This window comes from Pseudomonas sp. MF08817, from assembly GCF_059862705.1.
The window spans coordinates 1-14,987 of the sequence record NZ_JCBCUY010000032.1 but is presented as its reverse complement, the minus strand read 5'-3'; the positions used below and the strand labels follow the sequence as shown (position 1 = coordinate 14,987).

The window sequence follows — 14,987 nt, the reverse complement described above, 5'->3', positions numbered from 1 at the left end:
AGAAATACATTTTAAGCATATGCAAATATTAATTAGTTTCATATTTACAGCGGATTATTCTGCGTTGTTTGCATGAGCCGCGCGCGCCGCCGCCTCGGCCACGACCCGCAGCAGATTGGCACCCCAGATCTTCGCCAGGTCTGCCTCGCCATAGCCCTCCGCCAACAAGCGTTCGGTAATGCGCGGCAGTTGCGTTACGTCCTCCAGGCCCTGCACCCCGCCACCGCCGTCCCAGTCGGCGCCGATGCCAACGTGGTCGGGGCCGACGACATCGAGGATGTGCAGCAAGTGGGCCATGAAGTCGTCCAGGGTGGCGCGGCGCTCTGGGTATTGCGCCTCGACCGCGCGGATGCGCGCCGCCAGGTCGGCCACCTCGGCCGGGGCCATGCTGGCCGCCAACCGGAACTCGCGGTACAGCGGCGCCAGGGCCTTGTTGCGCGCCGGGGCGGGCGGGTTGTCGAGCAAGTCGCTGGCAAAGGCGTTGACCTGCACCACCCCGCCCTTCGCCGCCAAGGCGCGCAAGCGGCCATCGTCGAGGTTGCGCGGGTGGGCGGTGACGGCGCGGCTGCTGGAATGGGAAGCGATGATCGGGGCCGTGGACAGGGCCAGCACCTGGTCGAACACCGCGTCCGAGGCGTGGGACACGTCCAGCACAATCCCCAGGCGATTGGCCTCTTGCACCAACTCACGCCCGGCCGGGCTCAAGCCGTGCCAGTGCGCCAATGCCGTGGCCGAGTCGGCGAAGCTGTTGTTGGCCGAGTGCACCAGCCCCAGCATGCGCAGGCCCAGGCGCTGGTAAGTGGCCAGCCGCGTGGGGTCGGCGGCCAGGGGTTCGGCGTTTTCCAGGCTGATAAACACCACCCGCTGGCCACGGGCGACGATGGCGGGCACATCCTCGGCGGCCAGGGCCAGGGCGAACTCCTGGGGGTGAGCGGCGATCATGTCGCGGATACGCGTGATAACCGCCAAGCCGTGCTCGCTGGCCAGGGTGCGGCCCTCGGCGGTCAACGGCCCCTGGGGGGTGAACACCGCCCAAAAACCGCCATCCAGGCCTCCCTCGCGCATGCGCGGCAGGTCGACCTGGGACAGGTCATCGCCATAGCGATGGCGCTGGGCGATATCCCAGCCCGGCCGCGCCAGTTGCATGGGAGTGTCGAGGTGGCTGTCAAGCACGGTCAGGCGTTGGTGCAGTTGCAGCGCCGGCTCCTGCGCCCAAAGTGCGGGGCTGAACAGGCAAAGCAAGGCAAGGGTACTGCGGGCTAAAGGCATGCAATGCCCTCCTGGGTGAATGGGATGCTGTGGGCACAGCACATTGCCTTGCAGGAGCCTGGCTGCCAGCGATGGCGCCCTTAGAACCGCCATTGCTGGCAAACCAGGCGCCTACAGGATTTCACGGCAGTGGTCAGCCCCAGCGAAAGCTGCGGTCCCACAACCCCGACACATCCAGCTTGTTGGGCAGCACCCCCGCTTCGAAAAACAAATCCGCCACGTCCTGCTGCGAGGCGATGGCCGCGTCATCCACCGGTTGCAGCAGGCGCGGGCCGCTTTGCGCGCGGTATTGGGCGAGGAACACCTCGCGGGGCATGCCGAGGACTTTCGCGCTTTTGCTCGCCCATTCTTCGGGGTGGGCAGCGATCCATTGCCAGGCGCGGTACTCGCGCAGCACGTAATCGGTGATGGCCGCGTGTTTGAGCGGGTCAGCGATGCTGGCCTGGTTGGCGGCGATCACGTAGTTGCCCGACAGGTAGCCCTGGCCGGTCTTGAGCACGCGCGCGCCGCTGCGCAGTTCGGCCAGTTGGATGAAGTAGCCGAAGGTCACCCAGGCATCCAACGCACCGTTTTGCAGTGCAGCGAAGCCGTCCTGCGGGGTCAGAGCCATGGGCACGATGTCGGCAAAGCTCAAGCCCTGTTCCTTGAGGGCCTTGAGCAGAAAGTAGTGGGAACTGGTGGAACGGATGTAACCCACCCGCAGGCCCTTGAGCTGGGCCACCGACTGCACCGCCGAGCCCTTGGGCACCACGAAGGCCTGGTTGTTGACGTCGCCGGTGAGTACCGCGATCAGCTTCACCGGCGCGTGGTTCTTGATGCCGAAGATCGGCGGGATCTCGCTCATGGGCGACAGGTCCAGGGTGCCGCTGACCAACGCCTCGAAGCTGAGGTTGCCGCCGGTGAATTCGGCGTACTTGACCCGGTACGGCGCCGCGCCGATGCCGGCCTCGGGGAAGAAAGTCGGTGCCGCGCCTTTATAGGTGGCGACGTTGAGGGTGACCCCCGCCAAGTCCGGCGCGGCCAGGCCCAGGCGCGGCAGGCCGGCGGCCAACCCGGCGACACCGGCCCATTGCAGAAAACGACGACGTTGCATGGCGCTGATCCTTAATCGAGAAAGTCCGCTTCGCTGCGCAGGATTTGCTGGCGATAGGGTTGAAAGCTGAACCAGCCACCGAACTCGGTACCCACCTGGCGCGCCGTGTGCTGCGCCACCGCATGGGGAATTGGCCGGGGCGTGCCCGCCGCTTCCGCAAGCAATTGCGTGTGGGCGGCGTTGTCCAGGGCGATAAAGCGCCACGCCGCCGCTTCCACGGTTTGCCCCACGGTGAGCAGGCCATGGTTTTGCAGGATCAGCGCGTGGTGCCCGGCCAGCACCTGGGCGATGCGCGCGCCTTCGCTGGCCTGCAGCACGACGCCGCTGAAGTGGTCGAACAGCGCGTGTTTTTCGTAGAAGGCGCAGGCGTCCTGGGTCAGTGGGTCGAGCAGGCGCCCCAGGCTCGACCAGGCCTTGCCATGCAACGAATGGGCATGGGCGGCGGCCACCACATCGGGGCGCGCCTCATGCAGGGCGGCGTGGATGGCGAACGCCGCCAGGTTCAACGCGCCCTCGCCTTCGACGATTTCGCCGTGAGGGTTGACCAGCAGCAGGTCCGACACCCGCAAGTGGCCAAAGTAAACGCCCACCGGGTTGACCCAGAAATGGTCCGGCCACTGCGGGTCGCGCACGGTGATATGGCCGGCGCCCCCCATGTCGAAGCCCTGGCGGGCGAACACACGGAACGCCGCCGCCAGGCTCTGCTTGCGCGCCAGGCGTTCAAGGGCGGCGGTGGGCTGTTGCGGCGGGTGTTCCCAGCGCGCCACGGTGTGGCCTTGGCGCGGCAGGTCGTACACCGCCGGGCGAAGAGGTGCGGTCATGGCTGTGCTTCCTCAATGGCAATGGACACGGCATTTTCCAGGGCGCGGCCATGGGCCAGGTGCGCGAGGTTGCGCCCCAGCAGCAGGGCGATCTGGCGGTACACCTCGGGGCAATTGGCCGAGGTGTGGGGCGACAGCCGCACCCGGGGGTGGCGGTAGAGCGGGTGCCCGGCGGGCAACGGTTCGGGGTCGCTGACGTCCAGGCTGGCCAGGGCAATGCGCCCGCTGTCCAGGGCCTGGAGCAGCGCTGCTTGGTCGATCAGCGCCCCGCGCGCGAGGTTTATCAAGTGCAGGCCGGGCTTGGCCGAGGCCAGCACCGAAGAGCCGATGACGTGCCGCGTGCGCTCGGTAAGCGGCGCCGCCAGCAGCAGGTGATCGGCGCGGGCGAAGAGTTCATGCACATCCGCCACCCCCTCTACCCCCGGCACCTCGAAGGGCTGGGCGCTGTGACGCAGGGCAAGCACCTGCATGCCCAGGGCCTGGGCCTTGGGCGCCAGCGCCTGGGCGATACGGCCAAAGCCGAACAACCCCAGGGTGCTGCCGCTGACTGAGGCCAAGGGGCGTTGCTGCCAGTGCTGCGGGCCGTCGATCCACACCTGCGGTAGCTGCTTGGCGGCGGCGAAAATCGTCGCCAGGGCGAACTCGGCCAGGGTCGCCGCGCTGGTGCCCCGGGCGCTGGCCACCGCCACGCTGCGAAACAGCCACGGCGGGAAAAAATCCAGGCCCGAGGTCACCAGTTGCACCAACTCCAGGGCAAAGGGCCAACCCGCTGGCGGCCCCGCTGCCTCGAGCCACTCGCCATGGGGCGCGGCCAGCAGCACCCGCACATCCGCCGGCAACGGGCGGGGCAAGCCCCGGGGCACCTCCAGCACCTGTATTCCCGGCAGCCACTGGCGCAGTTGCTGGTTGAACGCGGCGCCCAGTTGGCTGGCGACGCGGCTCATGCCTGCCCCCCACGGCTGGGCAAGGCGAACGCGGCGCGGCCCACGGCGCCAAGGATGGCGTCGTTTTGTGGGGTATGAATGCGGCTGCACAGCACGTCGCGGTAATGCCGCTCGATCGGGTTGCCCCGCGCCAGCCCCGGGTTGCCGATGGCTTCGATGCCCAACTCGACGGCGCTGATGGCGTTGCTGGTGACCAGGTATTTGATTTGCGTCGCTTCGCTGGCGGCGACCCGGCCTTGGGCGGCGGCCTCCAGCAGCACGCGGTTGGCCAGCAGCAGCGCGTCGATGCGCCCCAGCAGTTCATGAAAACGCGGCAGGCTCGACAGCGGCGCGCCGAGGTTGGCCGGCACCCGTTCGGCCAGCCAACCCACCAGCCAATCGCGGGCGGCACGGGCTACGCCGTCGTAGATCGCCGAGAGCAACACGGCGAGCCACAGCAGGCCATCGCTGTCCAACTCGCTGGGGCGCGGCACATGGGCCGGTTGGATATCGACGGCGTATTCCAGGGGCACGAACACCTCGTCGAACACCACGTCGTGGCTGCCGGTGGCGCGCATGCCCAGGTGATCCCAGGTCTCTTCGACAACGATGCCGGGGGTGTTGCGGTGCACCAGCCAAGTGCCGACGCGGGGCTCGGCCTCGTCGCTGCGCGCCCACACCGACAGCCAGGTCAGGCCGGGGATGCCGGTGGAGTAGATCTTGCGCCCGCTCAGGCGCCAGCCGCCCTCCACCCGCCGCGCCACGGTGGCGGGCAAACCGCCACGGGCCGGGGTGCCGAGGTCGGGCTCGACCCGCAGGGCGTTTATCAGCGCGCCATCGTGCACCGCCTCGTGGGCCAGTTGTTCGCGCAGGTGCAGCGGCCAGGCATGGTTGTGCTGCAAGCGGCTGTGTTGCAGGTATTGCATCACCAGCACCAGGGCGGTGGACGGCTCGCCCCGAGCCACGGCGCTGATAACCCGCCGCGCCTGGTCGAGGGTGGCGCCGCTGCCGCCCAGGCGCCGGGGCACGGTCAGCGCCAGCAGGCCATGCTCGTGCAGGCGTTGCAGGTTGGCGTGGGGGAAGGCGCTGTGGCGATCGTAGTGGGCGGCACTGGCGGCGAATTCGCGACTCAGGGTGGCCAGCACATCGGCGAAGGCCGGGCCGTCGAGGTCGGCCAGGGGCGGTTGCGGGCGCTGTACGGTGGATGCACTCATGGGTGGGCGGTCCTGCTCAGGGGCTGGGGGTGCAAGGCTGCGGGCGGGTGGTCGGTGGCCACCCCCAGCAGGCTCAGCAAACGTTCGCGCAAGGCCTGGAAACCCGGGTGGGCGACCTGGCGCGGGCGCGGCAAACGGATCGGCATGTGTTCGGCGATGCGCCCATGGGCCAGCACCACCACGCGGTCGGCCAGCAGCAGCGCTTCGTCGACGTCATGGGTGACCAGCAGCACCGCCGGGGTGTGGGCGCGCCACAAGCTGATAATCAGTTGATGCATGCGGATGCGGGTCAGGGCGTCCAACGCGGCGAACGGCTCATCGAGCAACAGCAACTGCGGCTCGCGCACCAGCGCCCGGGCCAGGGCCACGCGCTGGGCCTCGCCGCCAGACAAGGTGGCGGGCCAGGCATTAAGGCGGTGCTGCAAGCCCACTTCGGCCAGGGCCGCCAGCGCCCGCGCCTTGGCCTCGCCACCGCGCACCCCGAGGGCGACGTTGCGCCAGGCGCGCTTCCAGGGCATCAGGCGCGGCTCCTGGAACACCGCCGCCAACGCCTGGGGCACGCGCAACTGGCCTTCGTCCACCGCGTCCAGCCCGGCAAGGGCGCGCAGCAGGGTGGTCTTGCCCGACCCGCTGCTGCCCAACAGGGCGACGAATTCGCCGGGGGCGATGTCCAGGTCCAGCCCATCGAGCACGGCTTGGCCGGCGAAACGCCGGGTCACGCGGCGGCACTCGACGGCGGCGCGGGGGATGGGGTTTAGGGGCACGCTCATGGTCAGGTCCTGATAAAGGTCGGCCGCCAGGCCAGGGCGAAGCGTTCGAGCACACGCACCAGGCTGTCGATAGCCAGGCCCAGCACGCTATAGATCAGCAGGCAGATGACAATGACGTCGGTGCGCATGAAGTCCCGCGCATCGTTGACCAGGTAACCGATACCGGCGTTGGCGTTGATCTGCTCGACCACCACCAGGCCCAGCCAACTGATGCCGAAGGCATAGCGCAGGCCAACGAAAAACGCCGGCAAGGCGCCGGGCAGCACCACATGGATGATCTGCTCCCCGCGCGAAAGGCCGAGCAAGTGCGCCGCCTCCAACAATTTGGGGTCGAGGCTGCGGATGCCGGAAAACAGGGTCAGGTAAATCGGGAAAGTGGTGCCCAGGGCAATCAGGGCGATCTTGGGCGTCTCGCCCACGCCGAACCAGAGGATGAACAGCGGCACGATGGCCAAAAACGGCAGGGTGCGCAGCATCTGCATGGGCGAATCGACCACCAGCTCACCGCGGCGCGACAACCCGGCCAGCAGCGCCAGCAGCGTGCCGCAGCCCACGCCAATCGCCAGGCCACTGAGGGCGCGGCGCAACGACACCAGCAAGTGGCCGCCCAACTCGCCACTGGCGAGCATCTGCCACAAGGTGCCGCCAATGGCACTCGGCGCGGCCAGCACCCGTGGCGGCAACAGCCCGGTGCGCGCGGCCACTTCCCAGGCCAGCAACAGCAGCAAGGGGCTGAGCAACCGCGCCCCACCCTCGCGCCAGCCGCGCCAATGGGCGATGCGGGTGCAACGGGCGAAAGAGGCAGCAACGAGGGGCGCGGGCATGGCAACGTCCTTGATTCAGCGCAGTGAGCCCCATCCTAACTACATAAAAAACGTCCGTGAAATTCGCTTTGGTTCTAACCTAATATAGAAATTGCGCATCAACATGAGATTCTATTATGCGAACTAACAAGACATAGAGGCGCACATCTGTGGGAGCGGGCCTTGCCCGCGATGGCGGCCTGGCGGCAGGGGAAACGACACAACTGGGGGGTGCGGTTTTTTGCAAGCACTCCGCCAAGGCAGCCCCCACAACAGCCCCCTCTTTTGTCAGTGCTTGCCCACCCGCGCCGCAACCATTTCGCCGAACAGGCCCACCGGCTCTTGCAGGTTGCCCAAAAAGCGCGGGTGGATCAGCCACAGGTCGATCACCGGTTTGAAATCCGCCACCGGAACGATGTCGAGTTTGTCGCGGTGACTGCTGTTCTCCAAAAGCGGCAGGGGCACCAGGCCAAAGCCCAGGCCGTTGGCGATCAGGCCCAGTTGCAGTTCGGTGCCGAAGGTTTCCAGGTTGATCTGCAACGACAGCCCCTGGGCGCTCAAGGCCCGTTGCAGGCCGGCGCGAAAGCCGCAGCCGTCGGGGTTGAGCACCCAGCCGCGCTGGTAGCAGTCGGCCAGTTTGTAGCTGCGCTTGCGCACCTCGCCTTTGGCCGCAACCACCACCAGATTCATGCTGCCCAGGGAGCGCCCCACCACGCCTTCGGGGAATACCTTGCCGGCCGGGAACAGTGCCGCCACCACGTCCAGTTCGCCGTTTTCGACCTTGCCCAGCAAGTGGCTGCCCCAGCCCGTGGCGACCGAGGTGTGCAGTTGCGGGTAGAGGGTCTTGAGCTGGCTGAGGGCATCGAGCAGCACCACATCGCCGATGGTTTGCGGCACGCCGATGCGCAAGGCGCCGCTGGGCGCGCCGTCGCTGGCCACCAGTTCGCTCAAGGCGTCGATGGCACGCAGCACTTCCAGGCATTGGGCGTACACCCGCAGCCCCATGCTGGTGGGTTTGAGGGGCTTGGTGTTGCGGTCGAGCAACTCCACCCCCAGGGCTTCCTCGAAGTTCTGCACGCGGCGGGTGATGGCCGGCTGGGTCAGTTGCAGGGAATCGGCAGCCTGGCTGATGGTCTGGCAGCGGATCACGGCAACGAACGCGTTGAGATCATCTATCTTCATTCTTTTTTCGCATAATAAATGACTGGAAAAATGTGCAGAAAGAATAATACCTTTTAGCTCGCTCGTGTAGTCCGCGTTGTTTTACGTTGTTTCCACGGAGGGAGCTCAATGCCCCGAAATGCCCCAGCCCTTGACCCCAACCCACCGAACCTGGCGCGCTTGCGCCTGTTCATCGAGCAACTCGCGCACCTGCTGGAACAACCGGCCAGCGAAGCGCAACAGCTGCACGCCGCCGCCCCGCTGCTGGCGCAACTGGTGAGCCACGACGACTGGCTGCCCGAAGCCTTCGCCCAACCCGACCCGCAGCGCTACCAGCAGTTTTTGCTGCACGCCGATTCACGCCAGCGCTTTAGCATCGTCAGCTTCGTCTGGGGGCCGGGGCAGCGCACGCCGGTGCACGACCATCGGGTTTGGGGGCTGATCGGCATGCTGCGCGGTGCCGAGTATTCCCAGGCTTTTGCCCGTGACGCCGATGGCAGCCTGAGCGCCGCCGGCGAGCCGGTGCGCCTGGCGCCCGGGCAGGTGGAAGCGGTGTCGCCGCGCATTGGCGATATCCACCAGGTGGCCAATGCCTACGCCGACCGTGTGTCCATCAGCATCCACGTGTATGGCGCCAACATCGGCGCGGTAGAGCGCGCGGTGTACAGCCTCGATGGCAGCGAAAAACCCTTTATCTCCGGCTACAGCAATCGCCTGTTGCCCAACCTTTGGGACCTGTCCCTGGAGCCCCGGCCATGACCCGCCCTGCCCGTCGTACCCACGCTGATATCCGCCGCGCCCTGCTGGCGCGCGAGGAACTGGCCCTGCTCGATGTGCGCGAAGAAGCGCCCTACGCCGAGGCCCACCCGCTGTTCGCCGCCAACATCCCCCTGGGCAAACTGGAGCTGGAAAGCTACGCGCGCATCCCCCGGCGCAATACGCCGATCACCGTCTACGACAACGGCGAGGGCCTGGCGCAAGTGGCTGCGCAGCGCTTGCTGGACCTGGGCTACAGCGATGTCGCCCTGCTCGACGGCGGGCTCGCCGGTTGGCAACGGGACGGCGGCGAGGTGTTCAAGGACGTCAATGTGCCGAGCAAGTCCTTTGGCGAACTGGTGGACGCCGAGCGCCACACGCCGTCGCTGTCGGCCGAAGCGGTGCAAGGGCTGCTCGATGCCCGCGCCGATGTGGTGGTGCTGGACGCCCGGCGCTTCGACGAATACCAGACCATGAGCATCCCCGGCAGCACCAGCGTGCCCGGCGCCGAACTGGTGCTGCGCGTGCGCGAACTGGCGCCCAACCCGCAGACCCGGGTGATCGTCAACTGCGCCGGGCGCACCCGCAGCATCATTGGCGCCCAATCGCTGGTCAACGCCGGCATTCCCAACGACGTGGCGGCGCTGCGCAACGGCACCATCGGCTGGACCCTTGCCGGGCAGGCCCTGGAGCACGAGCAGCAGCGCCGCTTTGGCGAGGTCAGCGCGGCCAACCGGCAACTGGCCCAGGCCTCGGCCCGCGCCGTGGCCGACCGCGCCGGTGTAACCCGTGCCCACCTCGCTGATCTGCACCAGTGGCAGGCCGAGGCGCGGCGCACCACCTACCTGCTGGATGTACGCACCCCCGAGGAGTTCGAAAACGCCCACCTGCCCGGCTCGCGCCCCGCCCCCGGCGGGCAACTGGTGCAGGAAACCGACCACATCGCCAGCGTGCGCGGCGCGCGGTTGGTGCTGGTGGACGACGACGGCGTACGCGCCAACATGAGCGCCTCGTGGCTGGCGCAAATGGGCTGGGACGTGGCGGTGCTCGACGGCTTGCAACACGCCGATTTCAGCGAGCGGGGCGCCTGGCACACACCCTTGCCGCCCCAGCCCGGGGCCGACACGGTCAGCCCGCAAACCCTGGCCCACTGGCTGCACACCCCCGGCACCCAGGTGCTGGACTTCACCAGCAGCGCCAACTACGTCAAGCGCCACATCCCTGGCGCGTGGTGGGCCTTGCGCAGCCAACTGGCCCAGGCCCTGGAACACATCCCCGTGGCCGAGCGCTACGTGCTGACCTGCGGCAGCAGCCTGCTGGCGCGCTTCGTGGTGGCCGAACTGCAGGCCCTGACCGAACGCCCGGTGTTCGTCCTTGAGGGCGGCACCGCCGCGTGGATCGCCGCCGGCCTGCCCGTGGAAGAAAGCCGACAGCAATTAGCCGCGCCGCGCATCGACCGCTACCGCCGCCCGTACGAGGGCACCGACAACCCCCGCGAGGCCATGCAGGCTTACCTGGATTGGGAATACGGCTTGGTGGAGCAACTGGGGCGTGACGCCACCCATGGTTTTTTTGTGATTTGAGCGCGGGGCTGAACGCGCAGGGTATGTGTGTGGGGGGCGGGGTCAGCCTCCCTTCCACAATAGGCCTGCTGCCAAAAATTCTCAGGCACCCTCACCGCCCAGCGAATTTACCTATAGGCAAATAGCAATAATTCTCGATATCATTCGCGACTTTTCCGCCCTCCGCGCCTGGTCAAGAAGGATATCCATGTCTGGCTTCAAACCCGACCCGCTGTCGGCCGAGTCCTTTCGCGGGTTTTATGCCGACATCCTGCATTTCCTGCGCAAGCGCACCGACAACGCCAATGACGCGGCGGACATGACCCAGGACGTGTTCGCCCAATGGCTCGACTACCGCGACCGGGCCAAGGTCGAGCAGCCCCGGGCCTTTTTGTTCCAGATGGCGCGCAACCTGCTGCGCGACCATTGGCGCCGGCAGAAGGTGCGCCACTTGGTGCACGGCCAAGCCCCGGCGGATGCACAACCCCTGGCGGACGAGAGCACCGACCCCATGGCCGCGACCCAACGCCTGCAACGGCTCGAACAGCTCAAGGCGGTACTTGCCGAACTCTCGCCGCGGCGCCGCGAAGCCCTTATGCTGCATCGCTTCGAGGGCTTGAGCCAGGCACAGATCGCCGCGCGCATGGGCATTTCCGTCAGCATGGTGGAAAAGCACATCGCCTTTGCCCTGTTGCACTGCAAACAGCGCCTACAACCGGAACATGGCAAGGAGCAGCCAGAATGACCCGCCTTCGCGGCCTAGAAAACGCCCTCGACGCCGACAGCGTCGATGCCCAGGCAGCCCATTGGTTCGCGCGCAACCGCAATGCCCCCGACCGCGCCACGCGCAAAGCCTTTGCCAGGTGGCTCGACGAGCCAGCCCACGCCCGCGCCTACCATGAGTTCGAGCAACTGTGGGTCGACCTGGCCGAGCTCCAGCAACAGGCCAAACCGCGCCCGCTAACGGCGCGCAAACCCCTGCCCTGGCGCCCCGCGCTGGCGGTGGCGGCGGTGCTGGTGTGTGGCCTACTGGCCTTCAACCTCGGCGCGCCGCTGGCCCTGCACCAGCAGCAGATCGCCGCCCAGGCGAGCGGCCCGCGTACCTTCGAATTGCCCGATGGCAGCACCTTGTTCGTCAACGCCAACACACGCCTGCACATCGAGTTCAGCGCCCAGCAGCGCAACGTTTACCTGGAGCAAGGCCAGGTGTATCTGGAAGTGGCCGCCGACAAGGAGCGGCCGCTGTGGGTGCACTCGGGCGAGGCCCGTGTGCGGGTGGTCGGCACCGGGTTCGACGTGCGCCGCGGCCAGCAGCAATTGGTGGTCAGCGTCGCCCACGGGCAGGTGGCATTCACCCCCGCCTCCAAAAGCGCCGAACCCACCCTGCTGAGCGCCGGGCAACAGGCCCGCTACGACCTGGCCACCGCCACCCTGAGCCAGCACAACCTGGCCCCCGAGCAGGTGGCGGACTGGCGCAGCGGCCACCTGGCCTTTCGCAACCGCGAACTGGCCAGCCTGGTGGATGAGTTGAACCTCTACCGCGCCGTGCCGGTGGAGTTGGCCGATGCTGCGCTGGGGCGCTACAAGGTGTCCGGCAACCTCGACGTCAAGAACCCCGACGCCCTGCTGATGGCCCTGCCGGCGCTGATCCCGGTGAACACCGTGGCCCTGGGCGGCGGTCGCCTGCGCATCGAGGCGCGCCAATAAGCCCTTATGAGAATATTTTGCATTCGCATGTGAGGGTTTCTTCGCCTGCCCCGTCTTCCTCCCGTCTGCGTGCTGTGCGCAGGCCTTTTTGGCCGTTTTGGCCACACCGGGGGGATTTAATGTTTCGCGTGCCAGATCATTTCCAGCGCCTCTGCCTGCGCCCAACCGTGCTCGCCACCTGCCTGGCGTTCAGCCTGCAAGCCCAGGCCGAGTCGATCAACCTGCACCTGCCGGCCCAACCGCTGGCCGCCTCGCTCAGCCAGGTGGCCAAGCAGGCGCGCATCCAGCTGTTGTTCGACGAAGCCTTGCTGCGCAACGCCCAGGCTCCGGCGCTGGAGGGTGACCTGAGCCCCCAGGACGCCATCCGCCGCTTGCTCCAGGGCAGCGACTTCAGCCTCGTCATGGTCGGCCAAACGTACGTCGTGCGCCCCAACGAAACCGGCACCACCAGCAGCGAGAGCATCAAGCTCGGCGCCCTGAGCGTGATCGGCGACGGCCAGCAAGTGAATGCCGCCACCGTCGGGCGCTCGACCTTGAACCAGGCGGAAATGGACCGCCACCAGGCCAACAACATCCCCAGCCTGATCGCCACCCTGCCCGGCGTGACCCTGGGCGGCTCGCTCAAACCCGGCGGGCAAACCATCAACATCTGGGGCCTGGGCGACGCCGAAGACGTGCCGATGACCGTAGACGGCGCGACCAAAAGTGGCTTTGAGCGCTACCAGCAAGGCGCAATCTTCATCGAACCGGAGCTGATCCGCCGCATCGAAGTGGAAAAAGGCCCGCACTCGCCCCTGACCGGCAACGGCGGCTTCGGCGGCACCGTGCACATGGAAACCAAGGACGCCCCCGACCTGCTGCAAGAGGGCCGCAACAGCGGCGCCATGGTCAAGTACGGCTACAGCAGCAACGACCACCAGCAGGCCTACACCTCGGCGGTGTTCGGGCGCAGCGATGACGGCCGCTTCGACGCCCTGGCCTACTGGACCAAGCGCGACGGCGACGACATGAAACTGGCCAGCGCCCAGCCCGACCCGCAACACGAATACCCGATCAACCCCAAGCGCCAGCCCAACACCGCCCAGGACCTGGAAGGGGTGCTGTACAAGCTCAACATGCAGGTCACCGACGAGCACAGCCTGGGGTTCAGCTACTCGCGTTCGGACAGCGACATCTGGGCGCCCTTCTCGGCCAAAAGTTACCCAGCACCGCCCAGCCAACGCCTGATAGACCGCTTGGGCTACGAAGGTGCCCTGAGTTACTACCTGGCCCAGCGCAACACCGTGGACACCACCTGGGTAGCCAAGTACCACTACCAACCGCTGGACAACCCGCTGATCGACCTCAAGGTCAGCTACTCGGACTCCACCACCGACCAGCACGACAAACGCGGCCCCAACGCCTACTTCCAACCTGTCACGGGCGGGCGTGAAATCACCGTGGGCTACGAAGACCGCCTCGTCGAAATCAGCAACGTCGCACTGTTCGCCACTGGCCCCCTGGAACATGCCCTGACCACCGGCGTGCAGATCCGCAAGCACGAGCGCGAAGTGGACATGTGGATGCCGGGCAACACCTACGGCACCGCCAAGTACAACTACGGCCACTACCAACCGGGCTTCATGCCCCACGGCAAAGTGGACAACAACGCCTTCTATATCCAGGACGCCGTGACCCTGGGTGACTTCACCCTGACCCCATCACTGCGCTACGACCACGTGCGCAACCGGGGCGAGCGCAACGACGCGCCGTTCTACAACAGCCCCAACCCCAAAGACGGCCACGACTACGGCAACAAGACCTACACCGGTTGGTCGCCGCGCCTCTCGGCCTTCTGGAAGGCCACGCCGAACCTGGCCCTGTTCGCCGACTACAGCAAAACCTGGCGCGCCCCGGTGATCGACGAGCAATACGAAGTGCAGGCCGCCGGCAGCAGCCGCTCGGCCACCAGCCGCCACCTCGACCCCGAGCGCATCACCGCCCTGCGCGCCGGCACTATCCACAACTACGACAGGCTGCTGACCGACAGCGACAGCGTGCAACTGCGCACCACGGTGTTCCACAACACCATCAAGGACGAAATCCTCAAGGCCACCGGCGTCGCCTGCGCGGCGCAGCTGGAAAACGGCCTGAGCATCGGCGATGGCGGCTGCCCGGGCGTGGAAACGATGCCGGTGTACCGCAACATCGGTGACGTGACCATCAAGGGCTTCGAGTTCGAGAGCTTCTACGACTCGACCTACCTGTTCGGCACGCTGTCGTATTCGTGGATCACCGGCAAGCACCAGGGCGCCTACACCAACCCCTGGGGCCCGAACGTGTGGGCGCGGGACATTCCACCGCGCAAATGGGTGGCGAGCCTGGGGGTGAAGATCCCGTCGTGGGACGCGCAAGTCGGCTGGCAGGGCCAATGGGTACGCCAAACCGACCGCACCCCCTATGACTCCTACGCCAGCGGCCCGGCCAGCGATATCGGTGACTTCTACTGGCGCCACTACGAAAACAAGCGCTACAACGTGCACGGCCTCTTCGCCCACTGGAAACCGCAGCAGGCGTACCTCAAGGGCACCGAAGTCCACTTCACCCTCGACAACATGTTCAACCGCGACTACCGCCCCCCCCTGAGCGGCGAGAACGCCGCCAGCCTGGGGCGCAACGCCAAGGTCAGCGTGACGCGGTTTTTCTAAGCAGGGCTTTGCCCCGGTGGGAAAGGGCCCAGCGTGCTTTCGCAAGCGTGCTCAGCGCATAAGGGCCCGTTTGCGCGGGCACGGCCAGGGTTACGAATTGTCGTAGGCCGATTCCCACCAATCGCGTCCGTTTGGTCTGATTTCGCGCAATAAATTGCCTCGCTAGCATCGCGTTTTGTCCTGCGCGAGTGCGTGCCATGCCGCCATCCTCTCCCCCAGAA

13 protein-coding genes are annotated in these 14,987 nt (G+C 66.9%); 5 read left to right on the top strand and 8 right to left on the bottom strand.

Translation table 11 applies throughout. The features are described 5' to 3' along the window. Positions 1 to 54: 54 nt before the first annotated feature. From AC19YR_RS19020 to AC19YR_RS18985, 8 genes are all read right to left on the bottom strand, one after another. Positions 55 to 1,269, bottom strand: a complete 1,215-nt coding sequence (locus AC19YR_RS19020) for a dipeptidase (protein ID WP_500599687.1) — start codon at positions 1,267 to 1,269, stop codon at positions 55 to 57. A gap of 133 nt (positions 1,270 to 1,402) precedes the next feature. After that, a complete protein-coding gene (locus AC19YR_RS19015; RefSeq protein WP_095107096.1) occupies positions 1,403 to 2,362 on the bottom strand; it encodes an ABC transporter substrate-binding protein in 960 nt (319 codons plus the stop codon). An 11-nt stretch (positions 2,363 to 2,373) separates the two neighbouring features. Next, a complete protein-coding gene (locus AC19YR_RS19010) occupies positions 2,374 to 3,183 on the bottom strand; it encodes a class II aldolase/adducin family protein (protein WP_095107094.1) in 810 nt (269 codons plus the stop codon). Beyond that, the gene (locus AC19YR_RS19005) at positions 3,180 to 4,127 is read right to left on the bottom strand and encodes a D-isomer specific 2-hydroxyacid dehydrogenase family protein (RefSeq protein ID WP_500599686.1); all 948 of its coding nucleotides are present in this window, start codon (positions 4,125 to 4,127) and stop codon (positions 3,180 to 3,182) included. Before AC19YR_RS19005 ends, AC19YR_RS19010 begins: the two co-directional genes overlap by 4 nt. Then, entirely contained in the window at positions 4,124 to 5,320 is a 1,197-nt protein-coding gene (locus tag AC19YR_RS19000) for an acyl-CoA dehydrogenase family protein (protein ID WP_095107090.1), read from the bottom strand. The genes AC19YR_RS19005 and AC19YR_RS19000 overlap by 4 nt, the downstream gene beginning before the upstream one ends. Then, a complete protein-coding gene (locus AC19YR_RS18995; RefSeq protein ID WP_095107089.1) occupies positions 5,317 to 6,090 on the bottom strand; it encodes an ABC transporter ATP-binding protein in 774 nt (257 codons plus the stop codon). The genes AC19YR_RS19000 and AC19YR_RS18995 overlap by 4 nt, the downstream gene beginning before the upstream one ends. A 2-nt stretch (positions 6,091 to 6,092) precedes the next feature. Then, positions 6,093 to 6,914 carry an ABC transporter permease gene (locus tag AC19YR_RS18990; protein WP_095107087.1) on the bottom strand — a complete coding sequence of 274 codons (822 nt, stop codon included), beginning with the start codon at positions 6,912 to 6,914 and terminating at the stop codon, positions 6,093 to 6,095. Between the two features lie 267 nt (positions 6,915 to 7,181). Further along, on the bottom strand, positions 7,182 to 8,075 hold the full coding sequence (locus AC19YR_RS18985) for a LysR family transcriptional regulator (protein ID WP_095107085.1): 894 nt from the start codon (positions 8,073 to 8,075) through the stop codon (positions 7,182 to 7,184). Positions 8,076 to 8,183: 108 nt separating this feature from the next. Between AC19YR_RS18985 and AC19YR_RS18980 the strand changes: the two genes are divergently transcribed. From AC19YR_RS18980 to AC19YR_RS18960, 5 genes are all read left to right on the top strand, one after another. Further along, the gene (locus AC19YR_RS18980; RefSeq protein ID WP_095107083.1) at positions 8,184 to 8,813 is read left to right on the top strand and encodes a cysteine dioxygenase family protein; all 630 of its coding nucleotides are present in this window, start codon (positions 8,184 to 8,186) and stop codon (positions 8,811 to 8,813) included. After that, complete coding sequence (locus AC19YR_RS18975; protein WP_500599684.1) at positions 8,810 to 10,393, top strand: rhodanese homology domain-containing protein; 1,584 nt, start codon at positions 8,810 to 8,812, stop codon at positions 10,391 to 10,393. The genes AC19YR_RS18980 and AC19YR_RS18975 overlap by 4 nt, the downstream gene beginning before the upstream one ends. 187 nt (positions 10,394 to 10,580) lie before the next feature. Next, a complete protein-coding gene (locus AC19YR_RS18970) occupies positions 10,581 to 11,117 on the top strand; it encodes an RNA polymerase sigma factor (protein WP_095107078.1) in 537 nt (178 codons plus the stop codon). Then, positions 11,114 to 12,079 (top strand): FecR family protein, encoded by a 966-nt coding sequence (locus tag AC19YR_RS18965; RefSeq protein ID WP_500599682.1) that lies wholly within the window; start codon positions 11,114 to 11,116, stop codon positions 12,077 to 12,079. Before AC19YR_RS18970 ends, AC19YR_RS18965 begins: the two co-directional genes overlap by 4 nt. Positions 12,080 to 12,198: 119 nt before the next feature. Further along, positions 12,199 to 14,766, top strand: a complete 2,568-nt coding sequence (locus tag AC19YR_RS18960; RefSeq protein ID WP_095107075.1) for a TonB-dependent receptor — start codon at positions 12,199 to 12,201, stop codon at positions 14,764 to 14,766. Positions 14,767 to 14,987: the final 221 nt, after the last annotated feature.

What these genes read in the sequence shown, in the direction of transcription:
- AC19YR_RS19005 (WP_500599686.1), bottom strand. Translation starts at nt 4,127, where the DNA reads ATGAGCCGCGTCGCCAGCCAACTGGGCGCCGCGTTCAACCAGCAACTG.
- AC19YR_RS18985 (WP_095107085.1), bottom strand. Translation starts at nt 8,075, where the DNA reads ATGAAGATAGATGATCTCAACGCGTTCGTTGCCGTGATCCGCTGCCAG.
- AC19YR_RS18965 (WP_500599682.1), top strand. Translation starts at nt 11,114, where the DNA reads ATGACCCGCCTTCGCGGCCTAGAAAACGCCCTCGACGCCGACAGCGTC.
- AC19YR_RS18990 (WP_095107087.1), bottom strand. Translation starts at nt 6,914, where the DNA reads ATGCCCGCGCCCCTCGTTGCTGCCTCTTTCGCCCGTTGCACCCGCATC.
- AC19YR_RS19000 (WP_095107090.1), bottom strand. Translation starts at nt 5,320, where the DNA reads ATGAGTGCATCCACCGTACAGCGCCCGCAACCGCCCCTGGCCGACCTC.
- AC19YR_RS19015 (WP_095107096.1), bottom strand. Translation starts at nt 2,362, where the DNA reads ATGCAACGTCGTCGTTTTCTGCAATGGGCCGGTGTCGCCGGGTTGGCC.
- AC19YR_RS18970 (WP_095107078.1), top strand. Translation starts at nt 10,581, where the DNA reads ATGTCTGGCTTCAAACCCGACCCGCTGTCGGCCGAGTCCTTTCGCGGG.
- AC19YR_RS18975 (WP_500599684.1), top strand. Translation starts at nt 8,810, where the DNA reads ATGACCCGCCCTGCCCGTCGTACCCACGCTGATATCCGCCGCGCCCTG.
- AC19YR_RS18995 (WP_095107089.1), bottom strand. Translation starts at nt 6,090, where the DNA reads ATGAGCGTGCCCCTAAACCCCATCCCCCGCGCCGCCGTCGAGTGCCGC.
- AC19YR_RS19020 (WP_500599687.1), bottom strand. Translation starts at nt 1,269, where the DNA reads ATGCCTTTAGCCCGCAGTACCCTTGCCTTGCTTTGCCTGTTCAGCCCC.
- AC19YR_RS18980 (WP_095107083.1), top strand. Translation starts at nt 8,184, where the DNA reads ATGCCCCGAAATGCCCCAGCCCTTGACCCCAACCCACCGAACCTGGCG.
- AC19YR_RS19010 (WP_095107094.1), bottom strand. Translation starts at nt 3,183, where the DNA reads ATGACCGCACCTCTTCGCCCGGCGGTGTACGACCTGCCGCGCCAAGGC.
- AC19YR_RS18960 (WP_095107075.1), top strand. Translation starts at nt 12,199, where the DNA reads ATGTTTCGCGTGCCAGATCATTTCCAGCGCCTCTGCCTGCGCCCAACC.